The organism is Mesorhizobium sp. M0139 (genome assembly GCF_040322455.1).
Classification (GTDB): Bacteria; Pseudomonadota; Alphaproteobacteria; order Rhizobiales; family Rhizobiaceae; genus Mesorhizobium.
The window spans coordinates 74,592-91,833 of the sequence record NZ_JAMYTN010000005.1 but is presented as its reverse complement, the minus strand read 5'-3'; the positions used below and the strand labels follow the sequence as shown (position 1 = coordinate 91,833).

The 17,242-nt window shown below is 63.7% G+C and carries 15 protein-coding genes and 1 tRNA gene; 8 read left to right on the top strand and 8 right to left on the bottom strand.

Features of this window, described 5'->3' with window-relative positions:
• Positions 1–29: 29 nt before the first annotated feature.
• Both NKJ58_RS09840 and NKJ58_RS09835 read right to left on the bottom strand, forming a co-directional pair.
• Positions 30–1,001 (bottom strand): cation diffusion facilitator family transporter, encoded by a 972-nt coding sequence (locus tag NKJ58_RS09840; protein WP_352853046.1) that lies wholly within the window; start codon positions 999–1,001, stop codon positions 30–32.
• 15 nt (positions 1,002–1,016) lie between these two features.
• Entirely contained in the window at positions 1,017–1,703 is a 687-nt protein-coding gene (locus NKJ58_RS09835) for a GNAT family N-acetyltransferase (RefSeq protein WP_023671931.1), read from the bottom strand.
• A gap of 83 nt (positions 1,704–1,786) precedes the next feature.
• On the opposite strand from NKJ58_RS09835, the gene NKJ58_RS09830 reads away from it, so the two are divergent.
• Positions 1,787–2,971: a pyridoxal phosphate-dependent aminotransferase gene (locus NKJ58_RS09830; protein WP_023671932.1), complete on the top strand. Its 1,185-nt coding sequence runs from the start codon at positions 1,787–1,789 to the stop codon at positions 2,969–2,971.
• A gap of 12 nt (positions 2,972–2,983) precedes the next feature.
• On the opposite strand, the gene NKJ58_RS09825 is transcribed toward NKJ58_RS09830, so the two are convergent.
• Complete coding sequence (locus NKJ58_RS09825) at positions 2,984–3,745, bottom strand: SDR family oxidoreductase (RefSeq protein WP_023671933.1); 762 nt, start codon at positions 3,743–3,745, stop codon at positions 2,984–2,986.
• A gap of 333 nt (positions 3,746–4,078) precedes the next feature.
• Positions 4,079–4,816: a tellurite resistance TerB family protein gene (locus tag NKJ58_RS09820; RefSeq protein WP_023671935.1), complete on the bottom strand. Its 738-nt coding sequence runs from the start codon at positions 4,814–4,816 to the stop codon at positions 4,079–4,081.
• 203 nt (positions 4,817–5,019) lie between these two features.
• Between NKJ58_RS09820 and NKJ58_RS09815 the strand changes: the two genes are divergently transcribed.
• Entirely contained in the window at positions 5,020–5,382 is a 363-nt protein-coding gene (locus NKJ58_RS09815) for a YybH family protein (protein ID WP_023671936.1), read from the top strand.
• 23 nt (positions 5,383–5,405) lie between these two features.
• Here NKJ58_RS09815 and trhO read toward each other — a convergent pair whose 3' ends face one another.
• Positions 5,406–6,332 carry an oxygen-dependent tRNA uridine(34) hydroxylase TrhO gene (trhO, locus tag NKJ58_RS09810; protein WP_023671937.1) on the bottom strand — a complete coding sequence of 309 codons (927 nt, stop codon included), beginning with the start codon at positions 6,330–6,332 and terminating at the stop codon, positions 5,406–5,408.
• A gap of 174 nt (positions 6,333–6,506) precedes the next feature.
• Between trhO and NKJ58_RS09805 the strand changes: the two genes are divergently transcribed.
• On the top strand, positions 6,507–7,145 hold the full coding sequence (locus NKJ58_RS09805) for a 2-dehydro-3-deoxy-phosphogluconate aldolase (RefSeq protein WP_023671938.1): 639 nt from the start codon (positions 6,507–6,509) through the stop codon (positions 7,143–7,145).
• 137 nt (positions 7,146–7,282) lie between these two features.
• Here the strand turns inward: NKJ58_RS09805 and NKJ58_RS09800 are convergent.
• The 3 genes from NKJ58_RS09800 to NKJ58_RS09790 form a co-directional block, all read right to left on the bottom strand.
• A tRNA-Gln gene (locus NKJ58_RS09800) sits at positions 7,283–7,356 on the bottom strand.
• Positions 7,357–7,476: 120 nt separating this feature from the next.
• On the bottom strand, positions 7,477–9,303 hold the full coding sequence (gene mepK / locus NKJ58_RS09795; protein ID WP_023671939.1) for a peptidoglycan L,D-endopeptidase MepK: 1,827 nt from the start codon (positions 9,301–9,303) through the stop codon (positions 7,477–7,479).
• A gap of 389 nt (positions 9,304–9,692) precedes the next feature.
• Entirely contained in the window at positions 9,693–11,231 is a 1,539-nt protein-coding gene (locus NKJ58_RS09790; protein WP_352853044.1) for a sigma-54-dependent transcriptional regulator, read from the bottom strand.
• 145 nt (positions 11,232–11,376) lie between these two features.
• Here NKJ58_RS09790 and NKJ58_RS09785 point away from each other — a divergent pair, with 145 nt between their 5' ends.
• The 5 genes from NKJ58_RS09785 to NKJ58_RS09765 all read left to right on the top strand — a co-directional run bounded on the left by NKJ58_RS09785 (position 11,377) and on the right by NKJ58_RS09765 (position 17,242).
• A complete protein-coding gene (locus tag NKJ58_RS09785) occupies positions 11,377–13,215 on the top strand; it encodes a M3 family oligoendopeptidase (RefSeq protein WP_023814610.1) in 1,839 nt (612 codons plus the stop codon).
• Between the two features lie 414 nt (positions 13,216–13,629).
• Complete coding sequence (locus NKJ58_RS09780) at positions 13,630–14,346, top strand: helix-hairpin-helix domain-containing protein (RefSeq protein ID WP_023735032.1); 717 nt, start codon at positions 13,630–13,632, stop codon at positions 14,344–14,346.
• Positions 14,347–14,509: 163 nt separating this feature from the next.
• Positions 14,510–15,655, top strand: a complete 1,146-nt coding sequence (locus tag NKJ58_RS09775; RefSeq protein WP_023735033.1) for an aminodeoxychorismate synthase component I — start codon at positions 14,510–14,512, stop codon at positions 15,653–15,655.
• A complete protein-coding gene (locus tag NKJ58_RS09770) occupies positions 15,604–16,266 on the top strand; it encodes an aminotransferase class IV family protein (protein WP_031209375.1) in 663 nt (220 codons plus the stop codon). The genes NKJ58_RS09775 and NKJ58_RS09770 overlap by 52 nt, the downstream gene beginning before the upstream one ends.
• A 52-nt stretch (positions 16,267–16,318) precedes the next feature.
• Positions 16,319–17,242: a heme-dependent oxidative N-demethylase family protein gene (locus NKJ58_RS09765; RefSeq protein WP_023701040.1), complete on the top strand. Its 924-nt coding sequence runs from the start codon at positions 16,319–16,321 to the stop codon at positions 17,240–17,242.

Sequence of the window (17,242 nt, the reverse complement as noted above, 5' to 3'; positions counted from 1 at the left end):
CTCGGATGTCAATGCCATGAAATTCCCTGTCAGTGATAATGGCCGTGATGCGGTGGCGCACCATGGTCGTGGTCATGATCGTGCTCGTCATGGCTGTCGGCGCACTGGCCGAATTCCGGTTCAACCGTGGCGTGGCTGATGCCGTGTTCGGCGGCGAGCCGCTTCTTGATGGCGCTGACCGCCTGGTGCGGATCGACGCCATCGTTGAGGCAGGCATGCAGCGTCGCCATGTTGCTGGACCCGTCGAGCGACCAGACATGCATGTGATGCACTTCGCGCACGCCCTTGACGGTGCCGGCAATGTCCTTGGCGATGAAGTCGCGGTCGAGGCTTGCCGGTACGCCTTCGAGAAGGACGTGGGCGGCTTCGCGCATCAGCGACCACGCGGTGGACAGGATCAGCAGGGAGACCAGCACCGACAGGATCGGATCGATCGGCGTCCAGCCGGTGGCCAGTATGACCAGCGCCGCCACGATCGCCGCCGCCGAGCCGAGCAGGTCGCCCAGCACATGCAGGATGGCGCCGCGCATGTTGAGGCTGTCGTGGTCGCCGCCATGCAGCACGAAGAACGAGGCGAAGTTTACCAGAAGGCCGGCGATCGCCACCACCAGCATCGGCCCGCCCAGCACCGGCGCCGGCGTCATCAGCCGGCCCCAGGCTTCGTAGACGATCCACAGCGCAATGGCGAAGATGGCAATGCCGTTGGTGTAGGCAACCAGCGTCTTGACTCGGCCGAAGCCGTAGGTGAGGCGCACCGTCGCCGGCCGCCCGCCAAGATGGAAGGCGTACCAGGCAAGGCCAAGCGCAATCGAGTCGGCGAGCATGTGGCCGGCGTCGGCCAGCAGCGCCAGCGATCCCGTCAAAAGGCCGCCAAGCCCTTCGGCCACCATGAAGCCGGCGGTCAGGCAGGCTGCGATCAGCACACGCTTCTTGTCGGTCGAGCCATGCACGTGGCCGGCGCCATGCCCAGCATGCAAACCATGATCATGGCTGTGCGCCATCGGAAGAAACTCCTGTTACGCGCCGAACTCGGCGCGGAAATCCTCGAGCCGCCGCTTCTGCCGGCCTTCGCCATCGAAATTGGCAGGATCGAGCCATGCCTCATAGGCTTTGCGCAGCGCCGGCCATTCCTTGTCGATGATCGAGTACCATGCCGTATCGCGGTTTTCACCCTTGACCACAAGATGCTGGCGGAAAATGCCCTCGAACTTGAAGCCGAACCGTTCCGCCGCGCGCTTTGACGGCTCGTTGCGGTTGTTGCATTTCCACTCGTAGCGGCGATAGCCGAGCCCGTCGAAAATATACTTCATGAACAGGAACTGCGCCTCGGTCGCTGCCGGCTTGCGCGAGATCAGCGGCCCCCAATAGATGTTGCCGATCTCGATGACGCCATAGGTGGGATCGATGCGCATCAGCGTCTGTCGCCCGGCGGCCTTGCCGCTGGCCTTGTCGATGACGGTGAAGAACAGCGGATCCTCGCTCGCCTCGACCTTGTCCAGCCATGGCTGGAAATCGGCGCGGGTTTGCGGCGGGTAGTCGGGCAGCCAAGCAAAGCGGCCGTCAATGTCAGGCACCGACGACGCCTCGTAAAGGCCGTCGCCATGCTTTTCGGCGCTCAGCGGTTCGAGCCGGACATAGCGCCCGTCAATGGGCTTGCGCTCGGGCCGCGGACGCGCTTGCCAATCTTTGAGATTTTCCGACACGCAAAACTCCAATCCGTTTGACTTTTGTGAGCAGACGCTCACAAAAACGCGACCTAACAGCAAGAACCACACGGACGGGAAAAATGCTCCACACGATTTCGGCCTTCGACCGCCTCGGCGAGGAAAACGCCTTTGCCGTGCTGGCGCGGGCGACCGCACTGGCTCAACAGGGCCGCGATATCGTCAATCTCGGCATCGGCCAGCCCGACTTCAAAACGCCGCAGCACATTGTCGACGCAGCGATCAAGGCGCTGCGCGACGGTCACCATGGCTACACCCCGGCCAACGGCCTGCTGGCGACGCGCGAAGCGGTGGTGCGGCGCACGCTGGCCACCACCGGCGTCGAGGTCTCGCCGGAAAATGTGATGATCCTGCCCGGCGGCAAGCCGACCATGTTCGCGGCGATCCTGATGTTCGGCGAACCCGGCGCCGAGATCCTCTATCCCGACCCTGGCTTTCCCATCTATCGCTCGATGATCGAGTTCACCGGCGCCGCGCCCATTCCGGTGCCGATCCGCGAAGAGAACGGCTTTGCCTTCTCGGCCGAGGAGACGCTGGGGCTGATCACCTCGAAGACGAGGCTGCTAATCCTCAACTCACCGGCCAACCCGACCGGCGGCGTCACGCCGCGCGCCGAGATCGAGAAGCTGGTGGAGGGGCTGCAAGCGCATCCGCAGGTCGCTATCCTCTCCGACGAAATCTACGACGTCATGACCTATGACGGCGAGACGCATTTTTCGCTGCTCAATTTTCCGGAAATTCGCGACCGGCTGATCGTGCTCAACGGCTGGTCGAAGACATGGGCGATGACCGGCTGGCGCATGGGCTGGTCGATCTGGCCGAATGGCGACAAGGGCGCGCATCTCTACGACAAGGTGCGCAAGCTGGCGGTCAATTGCTGGTCCTGCGTCAACGCGCCGAGCCAGTTCGCCGGCATCGCCGCCATCGACGGCCCGCAGGACGATGTCGACAAGATGATGCGCGCCTTCGACAACCGCAGGAAGATCGTGGTCGAGGGGCTGAACGCGCTGCCCGGCGTCTCCTGCATCACGCCCAAGGGCGCATTCTATGCCTTCCCGAATGTTTCGAAGACCGGCTGGAAGGCCAAGAAGCTCGCCTCGGCACTGCTCGAGGAGGCCGGCGTGGCGCTGATCGGCGGCCCCGATTTCGGCATTCTCGGCGAAGGCTACATCAGGCTCTCCTACGCCAATTCCGAAGAGAACATCTTGCGCGCGCTGGAGCGGATCGAGTCGTTTTTGAAGAGGTAGGCCTTCGGCTCTTCACCCACGCCCCACGAACGGCATCTTGGTCGCCATCACCGTCATGAACAGCACATTGGCATCGAGCGGCAGGCTGGCCATGTGGACGACGGCGTCGGCGACGCGCTGGACGTCCATCACCGCTTCGGCGGCGATGGTGCCATTGGCCTGCGGCACGCCGACCGTCATTGCGTGCGCCATATCGGTCAGCGCGTTGCCTATGTCGATCTGGCCGCAGGCGATGTCATAGGGCCGGCCGTCGAGCGCCAGCGTCTTGGTCAGCCCCGATATGGCGTGCTTGGTCGCGGTGTAGGGCACCGAGCCCGGCCGTGGCGCATAGGCCGACACAGAGCCATTGTTGATGATGCGGCCGCCCATTGGCTTTTGCTTGCGCATGACGCCGAAGGCGGCGCGGGCGCATAGGAACGATCCGGTGAGATTGACGCCGACAATATCGTTCCAGACCTCGACCGGGATCTCGTCGATCGGCGTCGACTTGTAGCTCATGCCGGCATTGTTGAAGAGCAGGTCGACGCGGCCGAAGGCTGCGGCCACCGTCTCGAACAGGTCATCGACTTCGCCGGCCTTGCTGATGTCGCAGGCAACTGCCAGCGCCTTGGCGTCCGCTTTCCCGGCTTCGGTAATGGCGGCGTCGAGCACCGCTTTGCGGCGGCCGCAAAACACCGTGTTCCAGCCCGCCTTGAGCAGCGCCGTGGCGACGCTCTTGCCGATGCCGGTGCCGGCGCCGGTGACGATGGCGGTTTTCTCTGTGAGGGCTGTCATGGATTTTGCTCCTGCGCGCCGCGCATCCCCGGCACAGATCGGGGTGCATCCGAATGCACCGACCCATCGCAAATGAGGGCGATCATGGCAAGCCGGACACTAATGCATGTCGCTCAAAAGTGGCCCCGGTTCTGAGAGAACGACATGCATCCGGACAAAAACATGAAGCGCCACGCGCTTTATGTGATCGGTCCGACAAAAAGGGCGGTCATTGGCGACCGCCCCCTGATCTGAACCGGGCTTGGGAGGAGGAAAAGCCGATCCGACTAACTAAAATCATGCGCTTCCTCGGTAAACGAGAAGTTAACGCTTTTCCCGCCGCGGCTGCGTTGTCTACCAGCGCGGGTTCGGCGCCGTGCCTGACGGAACCGGCACCTTGGCCGCCGACACCGTCGCCTCGACATGATCGACGAGCGCATCCGGCAGGCCGAGCCGGCCGGCGAGCAGGTCGAGATAGCCGCGTTCGGCGCGCGTATCGGGGTCGATCGTCAGTCGGGACGCCGTGTAGAGCTCGAGCCTCTGCTCATCGGTCTTGGCGCCTGCGACCAGCGTATCGAGGTCGAGCGGGCTGTCCAGCTCGGCCATCAGAAACTTTTCCGCTTCCGTGCCGATGCCGGCCAGACTGAGCTTGCCGGCGATCTTTTGGCGTTCCGCGTCATCGACATGGCCATCGGCCTTGGCCGCCGAGATCATCGCCCGCACCAGGGTCAGCGTGAACTCGTCCTCCCCCTGTGGCGCCTGTGAAGGATGAAAGCCGGTGTCGGCGGGCGGCGGCAGCAATTCCGGCTGGCCGGCCGCCGGCGCCTGCTCGGGTGCATTGCCGGCCTTGTAATTCTGGTAGGCCTTGTAGGCGAGACCGCCGATCGCAGCCAGTCCGCCGAGCTTCACGGCCGTGCCGGTGACCTGCCGTCCCGTGCCGGTTCCAAGCAGCACCGCGGCCAGCGCACCGGCGGCCAGCGGATTGTCCTTGGCCATCTGCACAGCCTGCCCGGCCTTGTCGCGAACGGTGCCGGTTGTGCCGGGAACTTGCGAGCCGAGCAGATCGTCGAGAAGCTTCTTGGGGTCGAACATGGTGCCTCCAGAAAAGGGCCCGCGCGAACGTGGACGGGCAGGTTTTGGACGTTGCAGACGTAGGTCCCGATTGTTGACATTACAATGACGGACCGGCGCTTTGCTATCGGCGCCGGCAATGCCGCAAATCAAATTCGATGTGTCGAAACCCGCCTCGGCTTCGGTTAGTGTCGCCGCAACGTCGGCGAGGGAGGAGTTTTGCCGTGACCGATCAGCCAGACCGCGACCAAGCACGAGATCCCCAGGATCTGGAGCGCCTGCTAATTGATCGGCAATGGGCGGGAGACATTGAGGGCATGGTAGCGCTGTTCGAACCCGATGCCGTCATCGACACCGGAGCAGCCGAATTGACGCGTGGCCATGAGGCGATCCGCGCTTTGTTCGAAGCCTTTGCCGCGAGCTGGCGAAAATTCCAGCGCGGCGAGCAGCGCCCGGCGGCCATTAACGGCGACCTCGCGTTGACGTCGACCAGGCTTGCCGACGGCTCGATAACCTCAGAGGTCGCGCGCCGGCAGGCCGACGGCACATGGCTGTGGGTGATCGACCGCTATTCTGTCGTGTGGTGATCCAGTCAGGGCGTCGGCGGCACTTAACTGCCGATATGTCCCCTGCCCTGCGCCTGCGCAAGTTCGACCTGGCGCTGGCGCTCGGCATAGCGGGTGCGATCCTCATCCGAGCGTGCCTCGTAGCAATGCGGGCATGACACGCCGGTGGAAAAATGCGGCGACAGCCGGTTCTCCGGCGTCAGCGGATGCCGGCAGGCGCGGCAGAGTTCGGCCTCGCCTTTGGTCAACCCATGCGACACCGAGACCCGCTCGTCGAAGACGAAACACTCGCCCTGCCACAGGCTGTCTTCGGCCGGCACCTCTTCAAGATATCTGAGGATGCCGCCCTTGAGATGGAACACATCCTCGAAGCCGAGCGACTTCACATAGGCCGTCGCCTTTTCGCAGCGGATGCCGCCGGTGCAGAACATCGCAACCTTGCGGCCGTCGAGTTGGTCGCGGTGTTTTTCCACCCAGGCCGGGAATTCGCGAAAGCTCGACGTGCGCGGGTCCACCGCGCCCTCGAACGTCCCGATCGACACTTCGTACGCGTTGCGTGTGTCGATGACGATGGTGCCGGGGTCCGAGATCAGCGCGTTCCAGTCGGCCGGCGCGACATAGGTCCCCGCACCCGTCGCCGGGTCGAGGTCTTCGACGCCCATGGTGACGATCTCGCGCTTCAGCCGCACCTTCATGCGATGGAACGGCATTTCGGCGGCAGTGCTGTATTTGACCTCGAGATCGGCAAGACCCTCGATGGCCTCGAGATAAGCGATCAGGTCGGCTATGTCGGCTTCGCTGCCGGCGACCGTGCCGTTAATGCCCTCCTGCGCCAGAAGCAGCGTGCCCTTGATGCCGCGCCCGCAGCAGAAGGCGGCAAGCGGCGTGCGCAAGACCCGCAGCGCGTCGAAGTCGCCCAGCCTCGCAAATTTGTAGAGCGCGGCGACGCGCACGGGTTCATGGTTGGTCATCGCCAAGCCACTAGACCGTGGTCAAAGCGGATTCAAGGCAGAGCTAAAGACACTTCGTCGGTATTCGCCCGCAGGCTCGTTGGCCGACATGTGACATCGCGGCAGGCCGGGTTTCGTGGACTCGGAATCGGCCTTCTGCTAATCGGTTGAAATCACCCAGGGAGAGAAAAGCCAATGCCCAGCAAGACCGAAAAGCTCCTGTCGCTGCTCAATGGCCAGCCGGTCATTCCGGTGCTGAAGATCGCCAATGTCGCGGACGCCGTCCCGCTCGCCCGGGCGCTGGCCGCCGGCGGCCTGCCGGCGATCGAGATCACGTTGAGAACCGCCGATGCGCTGGAAGCGATCCGCCGCGTGGCCGGTGAGGTCGAGGGCGCCATTGTCGGCGCCGGCACAATTCTCGATGCCAAGCAGTTCGACCAGGCAGCGGCGGCTGGCTCGAAGTTCATCGTCAGCCCCGGCATCACGCGCGAGTTGCTGGCGGCGGCCAAGGACAGCGACGTTCCCTTGCTGCCCGGCGCCATCACGCCCGGCGAGATCATGGCTGCCCGCGAGGCCGGCCTGCGGTTCCTGAAATTCTTCCCGGCCGAACAATCCGGCGGCATCGCCTCGCTGAAGGCCTTTGCCTCGCCGCTGGCCGACGTGAAATTCTGCCCGACCGGCGGCATCTCGGCCAAGAACGCCGCCGACTATCTCAGCCTGTCCAACGTTATCTGCGTCGGCGGCTCGTGGGTGGCGCCGGACGAGTTGGTCAAGGCCGGCAAGTGGGATGAGATCGAGGCGCTCGCACAGAGCGCGAGCAAGCTCGGAAAATAACCTCCGCTACTTTATCTTTGCGCAATCCCAAGGGAAGCGCTCCGCGCTTTCCCGGGAAAATCACAGTGTTCCCGGAATTGCACTCGGCACAAAAACCCGCCAGCTGCGCCGACCGGGTTTGCTACGCGTTGAGATTTTGGTTCCCGCTCAAGGGCTCGAACCTCGATTCACGCCTTCAAAGGGCGCTGTCCTACCATTAGACGAAGCGGGAATGCAGCTTGGTGGTTAGCATTCTGTGGCGATGGAAGCCAGTGCTCGAGATCTCGCTAAAAACAAAAGCCGCACGGGTTGCCCAGCGCGGCTTCGAGTCGATAACGCCCCGGTCACGCCCTTACTTCGTCTGGAAGCGGGCGACCGAAAGGAATTTTACGGCATTGCCGGTGAAGCGGTTGGCATCGGCCATCTGGTTGTCCGCCTGGAAGCCTGCGGTGTAGACCTCGCTCGGCGGCGTATGCACGATGTTGTAGGCATAGCGCGGCGCAGTCGTCGGGCTGGAAACGGTGGCGATGTTGTCGCCGCTGCTCAGCGCCCAGCGCGTCGCCTGCGGTTCGGCCGCCACCACCACTGCCTTCGGTCCTGGCTTCAGGTCGCGAGCCGAAGCCCTGGCTTCCTTGCGTGTCGTCTTGACGCCGGCGCCGATCACCGAGGCTGGATCGGTACCGGCGGGACGGGCAGCAATAGCACCGCGCGGCGATGCGGCATCGACACCTGACGGATCGTTGAACGCCGAGCGAGGCTCGAGCGACGCAACCTGATAGTCGTCGGTAGCACCGGCTGTATCGGCGGCGCTGGCCTGTTCGAGAACCGCCTTGACCTCGTCCGGACGCTGCGACGGCAGCACCGAGAACGCGTCGGTTGCGGTCTGCTTGTGGGCAGCCGTATCGGCCAGCGCCAGCAGAACGCCCTTGTCCTGCGGCGCAAGCTCAGCCGGCGGCGAAGAGCGGTCGGGACGCCAGGTCGGCAACGGGACGTTGACCGCGACCTGCGCCGGAGCGGCAGCTTGATCGGCCCCCTGGTCGGCATTGCTCGCATCGGCCGTGCCGAACGGCACATTGGCCGGCGCCTGCGCCGTCGCCACCGTCTGTTCGGTGGTGGCATCGGCCACGCCGAACGGCACGGTCTCAGGTTGTTGCGCGCCGACATCGGCCTTCGGCCGCGGTGCGAAAGCGGGCAGCGGCACTTCCTTGGCGGGCAGCGCGGCGATGATCGTCTCCGGCGTGTCCTGCGGCTCCGAATCGTCAGCGCTGTCGTCGGCAAGCTGCGGAATGTTGGCGCGCTTGGCGTTCTGCGGCGACACGATCGCGATGCCAGGCAGATTGCTGTTGTTGTTGCTCGTGGCAGCCAGCACCGGCTTCACGCTTCTCGGCGGCGGCGCGGCGGTAGCGACATCGGCGCTGTCGTCGGCTTCGTCTTCACCGCCACCGCCAAAGAACGCGGACAGGAAGCCACCGGATTTCTTGGTGCTGCCGCCTGCGCTGGCCATCATGATGGCAGGAGAACCGGCGCCCTTGCGCGCCTTGTAGGAGGCGAGCGCTTGGTCATAACCCGGCAACGGCCTGCCGTCGCTCGGCACATGCAGCGTCTTGCCATTGGGGAACAGGCTGACCAGTTCCTGGCGGCTGATGCCTGGCCAATGCCGCACATTGCCGACGTCCATGTGGACGAAGGGCGAACCCGACGACGGATAGTAGCCGACGCCGCCGCCCTGCATCTTCAGGCCGATGTTGCGCAGCTTTTTCAGCGGCACACCCGGAATGTAGAAGTCCATCGCCTTGCCCAGCATATGCTGGCTTTCCTTGGCGACACCGCGGCTGCGGCTGCGCAGCATCGAATTGGTCGACGGCGAGCGATAGCCGCAAACGACCTGGATGTAGTCGGTGGCGCCGGCCTGCCGGTAAGCTTCCCAGACCAGATCGAGCAGGCGCGGATCCATCTTGGTCGGTTCGTTGCGACGCCAGTCGCGCAGGATGATGTTGATCTTCCTGAGGCCTGCCGGATCGTAGCGGCCATTGCGCTTGTAGACGATCTCGGCCTTTTCGTGCGTGTGGAGGTGATAGAGCTTGAGCGAGCGCGTTTCAGCGCTGGCGCCGGCAGCAGTTGCGGCGAGGAAAGCGAACGCAACGATCAACGCTGCCAGCCATCTCGGCCAGACGCCCATGTGATCGCGCCGCCCGTTTCTGTGTCGTTCGACTTTGTTCAAATCAAAAGGCCTTGCAGGCTGCCGTTTGTCCCCGGATTTGTCCAAACGGATGCGTGGTTCTCACATCCGAATATCGATCCTAATGGTTAATCATCGCTTATTGAAGCCGAAATGCGGTAACACCGTGGCGATATCCCGTCAAAAATAATACACAGGATTTCTTGGTAAACTGCTGGTTTAGATCAAGATTCAGCCTTTTCCCGCTACACGATCTGTTACCGCTGGCCTTAATGCGTGAACAACGCTGTCCGCATCAGCCATATTCCCGCCCCAACCCTTATGCAGCGCCGGATGTGGCATGGCAAGCTGGTCCCGGCCTTGCGTTGGCAAGCTGTGGAATTCGGCGTTCAGGAGGCAAGGCGGTCGAGGCGGCCGGTTTCCGGGTCGATGCCGTATTCCTTGAGCTTGCGGTAGAGCGTCGAGCGGCCGATGCCGAGACGCCGTGCGACCTCGCTCATCTGGCCGTTGTAATGGTCGATGGCGAGCTTGATCATTTCGAGTTCGACATCGGCCAGCGCACGCACATTGCCACGCTCGTCCAGCGCCCTCAATGTGCCGAAACGCTGAAGCAACCTGGCCGGAGGGGCGAGCTCGGCAGCTGCAGTACCGGCGTCGTCAGTCTGCGCGCCACCGCCTTGCGATCCGGTGCTCAAGGCCATGCCGGGGTCCGACAAGGACGCATCGGCGTGGAGATTGACGGTGCCGTCGACCTGCGCCCGGATCTGCGGAAATTCGTCAGTCGTGAGCACATCGCCTTCGGCAAGCACCGAGGCCCTGAACACGGCGTTTTCCAGCTGCCTGATGTTTCCCGGCCAATCATAGGCCTGCAGCATGGCCAGTGCGGCATCCGAGATGCCGTGCAGGCGATTGCCCGCCGGCGCCACCTTGTCCATGAAATGCTTGACCAGATAGGGGATGTCGTCGCGGCGGTCGCGCAGCGGCGGCACGACGATCGGGTAAACGTTGAGCCGGTAGAACAGGTCCTCGCGAAACTTGCCGTCCTTGACCTGCTGCAGAAGGTTGCGGTGCGTGGCCGAGATCAGCCTGATGTCGACCCTGACGGTGGAACGGCCGCCGACCGGATCGACCTCGCCATCCTGCACGGCGCGCAACAGCTTGACCTGCACGTCGAGCGGCAGGTCGCCGATCTCATCCAGGAACAGGGTGCCCGAATGCGCCTCGACGAACTTGCCGGTGTGCTTTTCGGTGGCGCCGGTGAACGAACCTTTTTCGTGACCGAACAGGATCGATTCGACCAGATTGTCGGGGATGGCGCCGCAATTGACGGTGACGAACGGCTTTGTGCGGCGTTCGCCGCTGCCCTGGATGGCGCGCGCCACCAATTCCTTGCCGACGCCCGATTCGCCCTCGATCAGGATCGGGATGTTGGAGGCCGCAGCCTTCTGGCCGAGGCGGATCACCCGGTCCATCGCCGGGCTGTGCGTGATCATGTCCTTGAAGGTCAGGTGGCCGCCGCGACGCCGCGACGTGCGCTTGACCTCGTCCTCGACCGCCTCGACCTTGAGCGCGTTGCCGACCGCGGTCTGCAGCCGGTCGGGAGACGCCGGCTTGACGACAAAATCGAAAGCGCCGTGGCGCATCGCCGAAACCACCGTTTCGATGCCGCCCTGCGCAGTCTGCACGATGACGGGAACAGTGATGCCGCGCTCGCGCATCGCCTTCAGCACGCCGATGCCGTCGAGGCCCGGCATGACAAGGTCGAGGATGACTGCCGAAATATCCCTCGCATTGGGTCCGTCAAGTGCGCTCAGACCGGCCTCGCCACCATCGGCAACGATGGCGCTGTGGCCGAATTTCGTTACCGCCGCCTCGAGCAGCCGGCGCTGCACGGGATCGTCATCGACTATAAGAATGGAACCTGTCATGACTGATTTGAGTTGCCCGCCTGGGAAATTCCCATGGATCATCTTGGCACAGGGTTCTAAACAAGGTTTCAAAAAACCCGGTGAATGAATTCCTTAGGATTTGACCGGCTTGTCCTTTCCCCTTGATTCCAGAAGGTAATTGTTGATGCGCAGGATTCTCGGTCGGCAGCTTGCGGCGGTAGCGTCCGGTCAGGGCGCGGCGGAACTCGGCGACCTGCCGGAATGGAATCTCGCCGACCTCTATTCCGGCATGGAAGCACCCGAACTGAAGCGCGACCTTGCCAAGGCGGCGGCCGATGCCGTCGCCTTCGAGAACCGCTGGAAGGGCACGCTGGCTGCGGAGGCCGGGCGCGGCAGCGCCGGCAGGCTTGGCGAGGCGCTGACAGCCTATGAGGCGCTGGAGGAACTGATCGGCCGCATCGTCTCCTATGCCGGCCTGATCTATGCCGGCAACACCGCCGATCCGCAGCGCGCAAAGCTCTATGGCGACATCCAGGAGAAGATGACCGACGCCAGCGCGCATCTTTTGTTCTTCGCGCTGGAGCTGAACCTGATCGACGACAAGGCGCTCGAAGCAGCCCTCGCCGCCGACGCCGGCTTTGCCCATTACCGCCCCTGGGTGCTCGACCTCAGAATGGACAAGCCCTACCAGCTCGAGGACCGGGTCGAGCAGCTGTTCCATGAGAAATCGATCACCGGACGCGGTGCCTGGAACCGGCTGTTCGACGAGACGATGACCGATCTGCGCTTCGACATAGACGGCGAGGAACTGACGCTGGAGCCGGCGCTGAACCGCCTGCAGGACGCCGATGGGGAGGTCCGCCGCCGCGCCTCCGAAGCGCTGGCCACAACCTTCCGCAAGAGCCTGCGCACCTTCACGCTGATCACCAACACGCTGGCCAAGGACAAGGAGATTTCCGACCGCTGGCGCGGCTTCGAGGACATCGCCGACTCACGCCATCTCGCCAACCGTGTCGAGCGCAGCGTGGTCGACGCGCTGGCATCGGCCGTGCGCGAGGCCTATCCGCGCCTGTCTCATCGCTACTACGCGATGAAGGCGCGCTGGCTGGGCATGGAGGTGATGAACCACTGGGACCGCAACGCGCCCTTGCCCGAAACGCCGCAAGCGGTGATTCCTTGGGATGATGCCAGGAACACTGTGCTATCGGCCTATCAGCGCTTTTCCCCCGACATGGCGCAGATCGCCCGCACCTTCTTCGACCGCAACTGGATCGACGCGCCGGTCAGGCCCGGCAAATCGCCCGGCGCCTTCGCCCATCCGACCGTGCCTTCGGCGCACCCTTATGTGCTGCTCAACTACATGGGCAAGCCGCGCGATGTGATGACACTGGCGCATGAACTCGGCCACGGCGTGCATCAGGTGCTGGCCGGCGGCCAGGGCGCGCTGATGGCTTCGACGCCGCTGACTTTGGCCGAGACGGCCTCGGTGTTCGGCGAGATGCTGACCTTCCGTTCGCTGCTCGACCAGACCACCGACAAGCGCGAGCGCAAGGCGATGCTCGCCCAGAAGGTCGAGGACATGATCAACACGGTCGTGCGCCAGATCGCCTTCTACGAGTTCGAACGCAAGGTGCATGCAGAGCGCAAGAACGGCGAACTGACCTCCGACAAGCTCGGCCAGTTCTGGCTCGAGGTGCAGGCCGAAAGCCTGGGGCCGGCGATCAAGCTGCGCGAGGGCTATGAGGTCTTCTGGACCTACATCCCGCACTTCGTCCACTCCCCCTTCTACGTCTACGCCTATGCCTTTGGCGACTGCCTGGTGAACTCGCTCTACGCGGTCTACCAGAACGCCGAGCATGGCTTCCAGGATAAGTATTTCGAGATGTTGCGCGCCGGCGGCACCAAGCATCACTCGGAGCTTCTCGCGCCCTTCGGCCTCGACGCCACCGACCCCGCCTTCTGGCAGATCGGGCTTGGCGTGATCGGCGGCCTGATCGACGAGTTGGAAGCGCTCGACAGTTAATGCGCGCACCCATTGGACCGATGGCGCAGAGTGGCAGGTTCAGCAGCGGCCTCGACTTTGCAGAATCGCAGAACAGTTTAGCCGGGATGCATGTGACGGCAGCGCTGTTCTTGTTCTAAATACCTGTTCTTGAATAACTCTCCGGCGAAATTTTCCGTTAGCTTTCCCGAAGCCGTATGATAGCTTTCCGACCGAAGCTCAGCCGGGCGCGCGGCTTAAGGCCGGACAGCATCCCGGCCCATGGCAGCGGTCTGACGAATGCGACAGCGACGGTTGGCAATGGGCGGCAAAGCCGAACGCCGACACTCGACGACAGACCGGCTGTTCCCTGAGCCGCCGAACCACATTGGATGATCCGATCTGCCAAGGTCATGACTTGGGACGGCGGCGGACGGATCCGACTGGAGAGAGACGATGACCTTCTTTTACATTGTCCTGGCGTTCCTTGTAGGTGTGTTGGTTGGCTGGTTTATCTGGGGCCGGCTGCGCGGCGAACTTGACAGCCTGCGCGGCGATCTCGACCGCACCCGCAGCGAGCGGGACAGACTGCGCGCCGACGCCGACCGCCTGACCGGCGAACTCGACGCCTGCGGCAAGACCCGCGCCGATCTCGAACGCCGGCTGCGTGAAACATCGGCTCCATCCGCCAAGCCTTCCAGTTCGGCGCCGGCCGCGCTGGTGTCGACAGCGGCAACGGCCAAGTCCGCCCCGGCCGCGAAACCGGCCCCCGCCAAACCCGCCGCGGCCAAACCAGCTGCGGCCAAATCCGCGGACGCAAAACCAGCGGCCAGCAAACCTGCCGCCGCCAAGGCCGCGCCCAAAGCCGCGGCTTCAAAGCCCGCCGCCGTCCCGAAGAAGGCCGCCCCGGCAGCTGGGAAGGCCGACAATCTGCGCCGCCTGATCGGTATCGGCCCGGTCAACGACAAACTGCTCAAGGGCCTTGGCGTCACGACCTACGCGCAGATCGCCGGCTGGACCGCGGCCGATGTCAAGCGCATCGAGGACACGCTGAATTTCGACGGCCGCATCGCCCGCGAAAAGTGGGTCGAGCAGGCCAAGCTGCTTGCCGCCGGCGACGAAAAGGAGTTCGCACGCCAATTCCCGAGCGCCGGGACCGCCAACAACAGCTGATCTGTCATCGGCAACATAACCAGAAGGCGGCGCTCTCGGGCGCCGTCTTTGTTTTTGCATTCGCCACTGTCTTTGCGCCCTGCGACGCCGCTCCCTCGATTGCACGCCGCCCGGCCCCCATATAGAGCGGTTCTGGCGTCATCGACCGCAGTACCCGAGCCCCATGCCCCTGCCCTCTGCCATTTTCCGCAACGATGAAAGCGGCCGTCAGTTGGTCTTCGACCACCAGGCCGACATCATCATTGCCTATGATGCCAAGGATTTTCTGCCGGCGCTGGTGGCCGCGCAGGCGGCGAGCGATGCCGGCAAATGGCTGGCCGGCTATTTCTCCTACGAAGCGGGCTATCTGCTCGAACCGAAACTGGTGCCGCTGCTGCCTGAAGGCCGGCGCGCGCCACTGGTTTGTCTGGGTGTGTTCGATGCTCCGGTCGAAGAGGCCGTGCCGCGCAACGATGCGCCGGCCACCAATGGCCCCATCTTCGACGCCAGGGCCAGTTGGTCCGCTCAGGACTACGCCAAACGCTTCGCGCGCCTTCACGACCACATCCGCAAGGGCGACTGCTACCAAGGCAACCTGACCTTTCCGGTCCGTGCCCAATGGTCGGGCGATCCGGTTGCTGCCTTCGACGCACTGACAGGACGCCAGCCGGTCAAGTATGGCGCGCTGATTTCGCTCGGCGATCCCATCATCTTGTCGCGTTCGCCCGAGCTGTTCTTCGAGATCGATGCCTTAGGCATGATCGAAACCCATCCGATGAAGGGCACTGCACCGCGCGGCGCGACCAAGGCCGAGGACGCGCGGTTGAAGTCCTTCTTGCGCAGCGATGAAAAGAACCAGGCCGAGAACCGGATGATCGTCGATCTCCTGCGCAACGACATCTCCCTGATCAGCGAGATCGGCACGCTGGAAGTGCCGGAACTGTTCCGCATCGAGAGCTACCCGACCGTCCATCAGATGGTGAGCCGTGTGCGGGCGAAGCTTCTGCCTGATCTCGGCATCCGCCAAATCTTTGGCGCGCTGTTTCCCTGTGGCTCGATTACCGGCGCACCGAAAATCCGCGCCATGGAAATCCTGCACGAGCTGGAAGAGACACCGCGCGACGTCTATTGCGGCGCCATCGGCTGGATCGCGCCTGCCGGCATGATGCGCTTTTCGGTGGCGATCCGCACCATATCGCTCTTTTCCAGTGGCGAGGCCGTTTACAATGTCGGCGGCGGCATCGTCTTCGATTCGACGGCGCAAGAGGAGTATCAGGAGTGTCTGCTGAAGGCGCGCTTCGCGACGGGGACACCGCCGATTTCGAGCTGATCGAGACGATGCGCTGGGAGCCCGGCCAGGGCTTTCTGCGCTTCGAACGCCATCTCGCGCGCCTTTATGGCTCGGCGGAAGAACTCGGCTTTGCCTGCGATCCGCAGCGGATCGGCGAGGTGCTGGCGAATACTATCGGGCCGCAGCAAAAGGCGCTGCGCACCCGGCTCGTCCTGCAGCGCGATGGCGAAGTGACCGCCTCGGTCCAGCCCTATGAGCCGTTCGCCGCCGACAAGGTCTGGCGGCTGCAGCTGGCACGGGTGCGGCTCTCCTCCACCGACACGCTGCTGCGCCACAAGACCGGCCGGCGGCAAGTCTACACTCACGCCCGCTCCGAATATCTGATCACCCAGGCCGACGAAGTGTTGCTCGCAAATGAGCGCAGTGAAATCTGCGAAGGCACCATCACCAACGTCTTCGCCGATTTCGGTGATGGCATGCTGATGACACCCAGGCTCGACTGCGGCCTGCTGCCTGGCGTATTGCGCGCCGAGCTGCTGGACGAAGGCCGCGCCCAGGAGGCGATCTACAGCTATGACGAGTTGAAATCCGCCAAAACACTGTTCGTCGGCAATTCTCTGCGCGGCTTGATCCCGGCAACATTGGCCTGATACGAAGCGGCTGCGAGAATAACCGCCGGCATTGGACACTTTCTAGCGAAGCATGAATTCTCGTCAGCCCACGCACACGCCCTATGATGGCTCCTCAAAGCTCTTCACCATCGGGCTGAAGCCGCTCGAACTCGACAAGTGGATCGAGGTCGACCGGTATCTCTTCGACCATCTCGCCGAAAAGCGCCGGCTGTATGCCGAAATCCCCGACAAGGTGTTTGTCGAGGAAGACGGCACGCGCGACGCCCAGCGCGAAGTGCGCGGCCTCATCGAAGCACATCTGCTGTCGACATTTCCCGGGATGTACCGGCGCACCAATGCCGGGGTTGAGGTCATTGGCGCCAAAGCCGACTCTGACGCCACCTTCCCCGATGCCCCGCTGGTCGCAGCGTCGCTGCTCGTCCAGGAAGACCTGATCCTGATGCGCCGTGACGACACCGGCTGGCGACTCGCCGCCGGCTCGCTGTGCTTCCCGTCATCCTGGTCGCTGGTCGAAAAATTCGGCCGGCCGCTGCAGCAGATCCACGCACCGGTGCCGGGCTTCGGTCCGGGCACCAGGCCGGCCGAGCTCATCAACCGCATGTTCGACGGCCTGCAGGGTCAGGCTGTCGAACGCTTCAACTGGTCGATCCAGGCCGACGACGCGCTCTATCATCCGCTCTCCAATGTCGAGCGCATCGACCGCGCCACCAGGCGCCCCTCGCGATTTCCCGACGGCGACGTCAACACCCACGCCTTCATCCGCGTCGAGCGCCAGACGCTGCGCAAACTGCCTCTGTCGCGCGACATCCTGTTCACCATCCGCATCCACCTCGACCCGCTGAAAGTGCTGGCGCGGCATCCCGACCGGGCAACGCTTGCCGCCTCTTTCGCGGCGCAATTGCAGGCGCTGGATGAGGCTCAACTCGACTATAAGGGGATGACGTCAGACCGTGACAGGCTGGTGCAACGCCTGCAAGCCATGACGCTGGAGTGA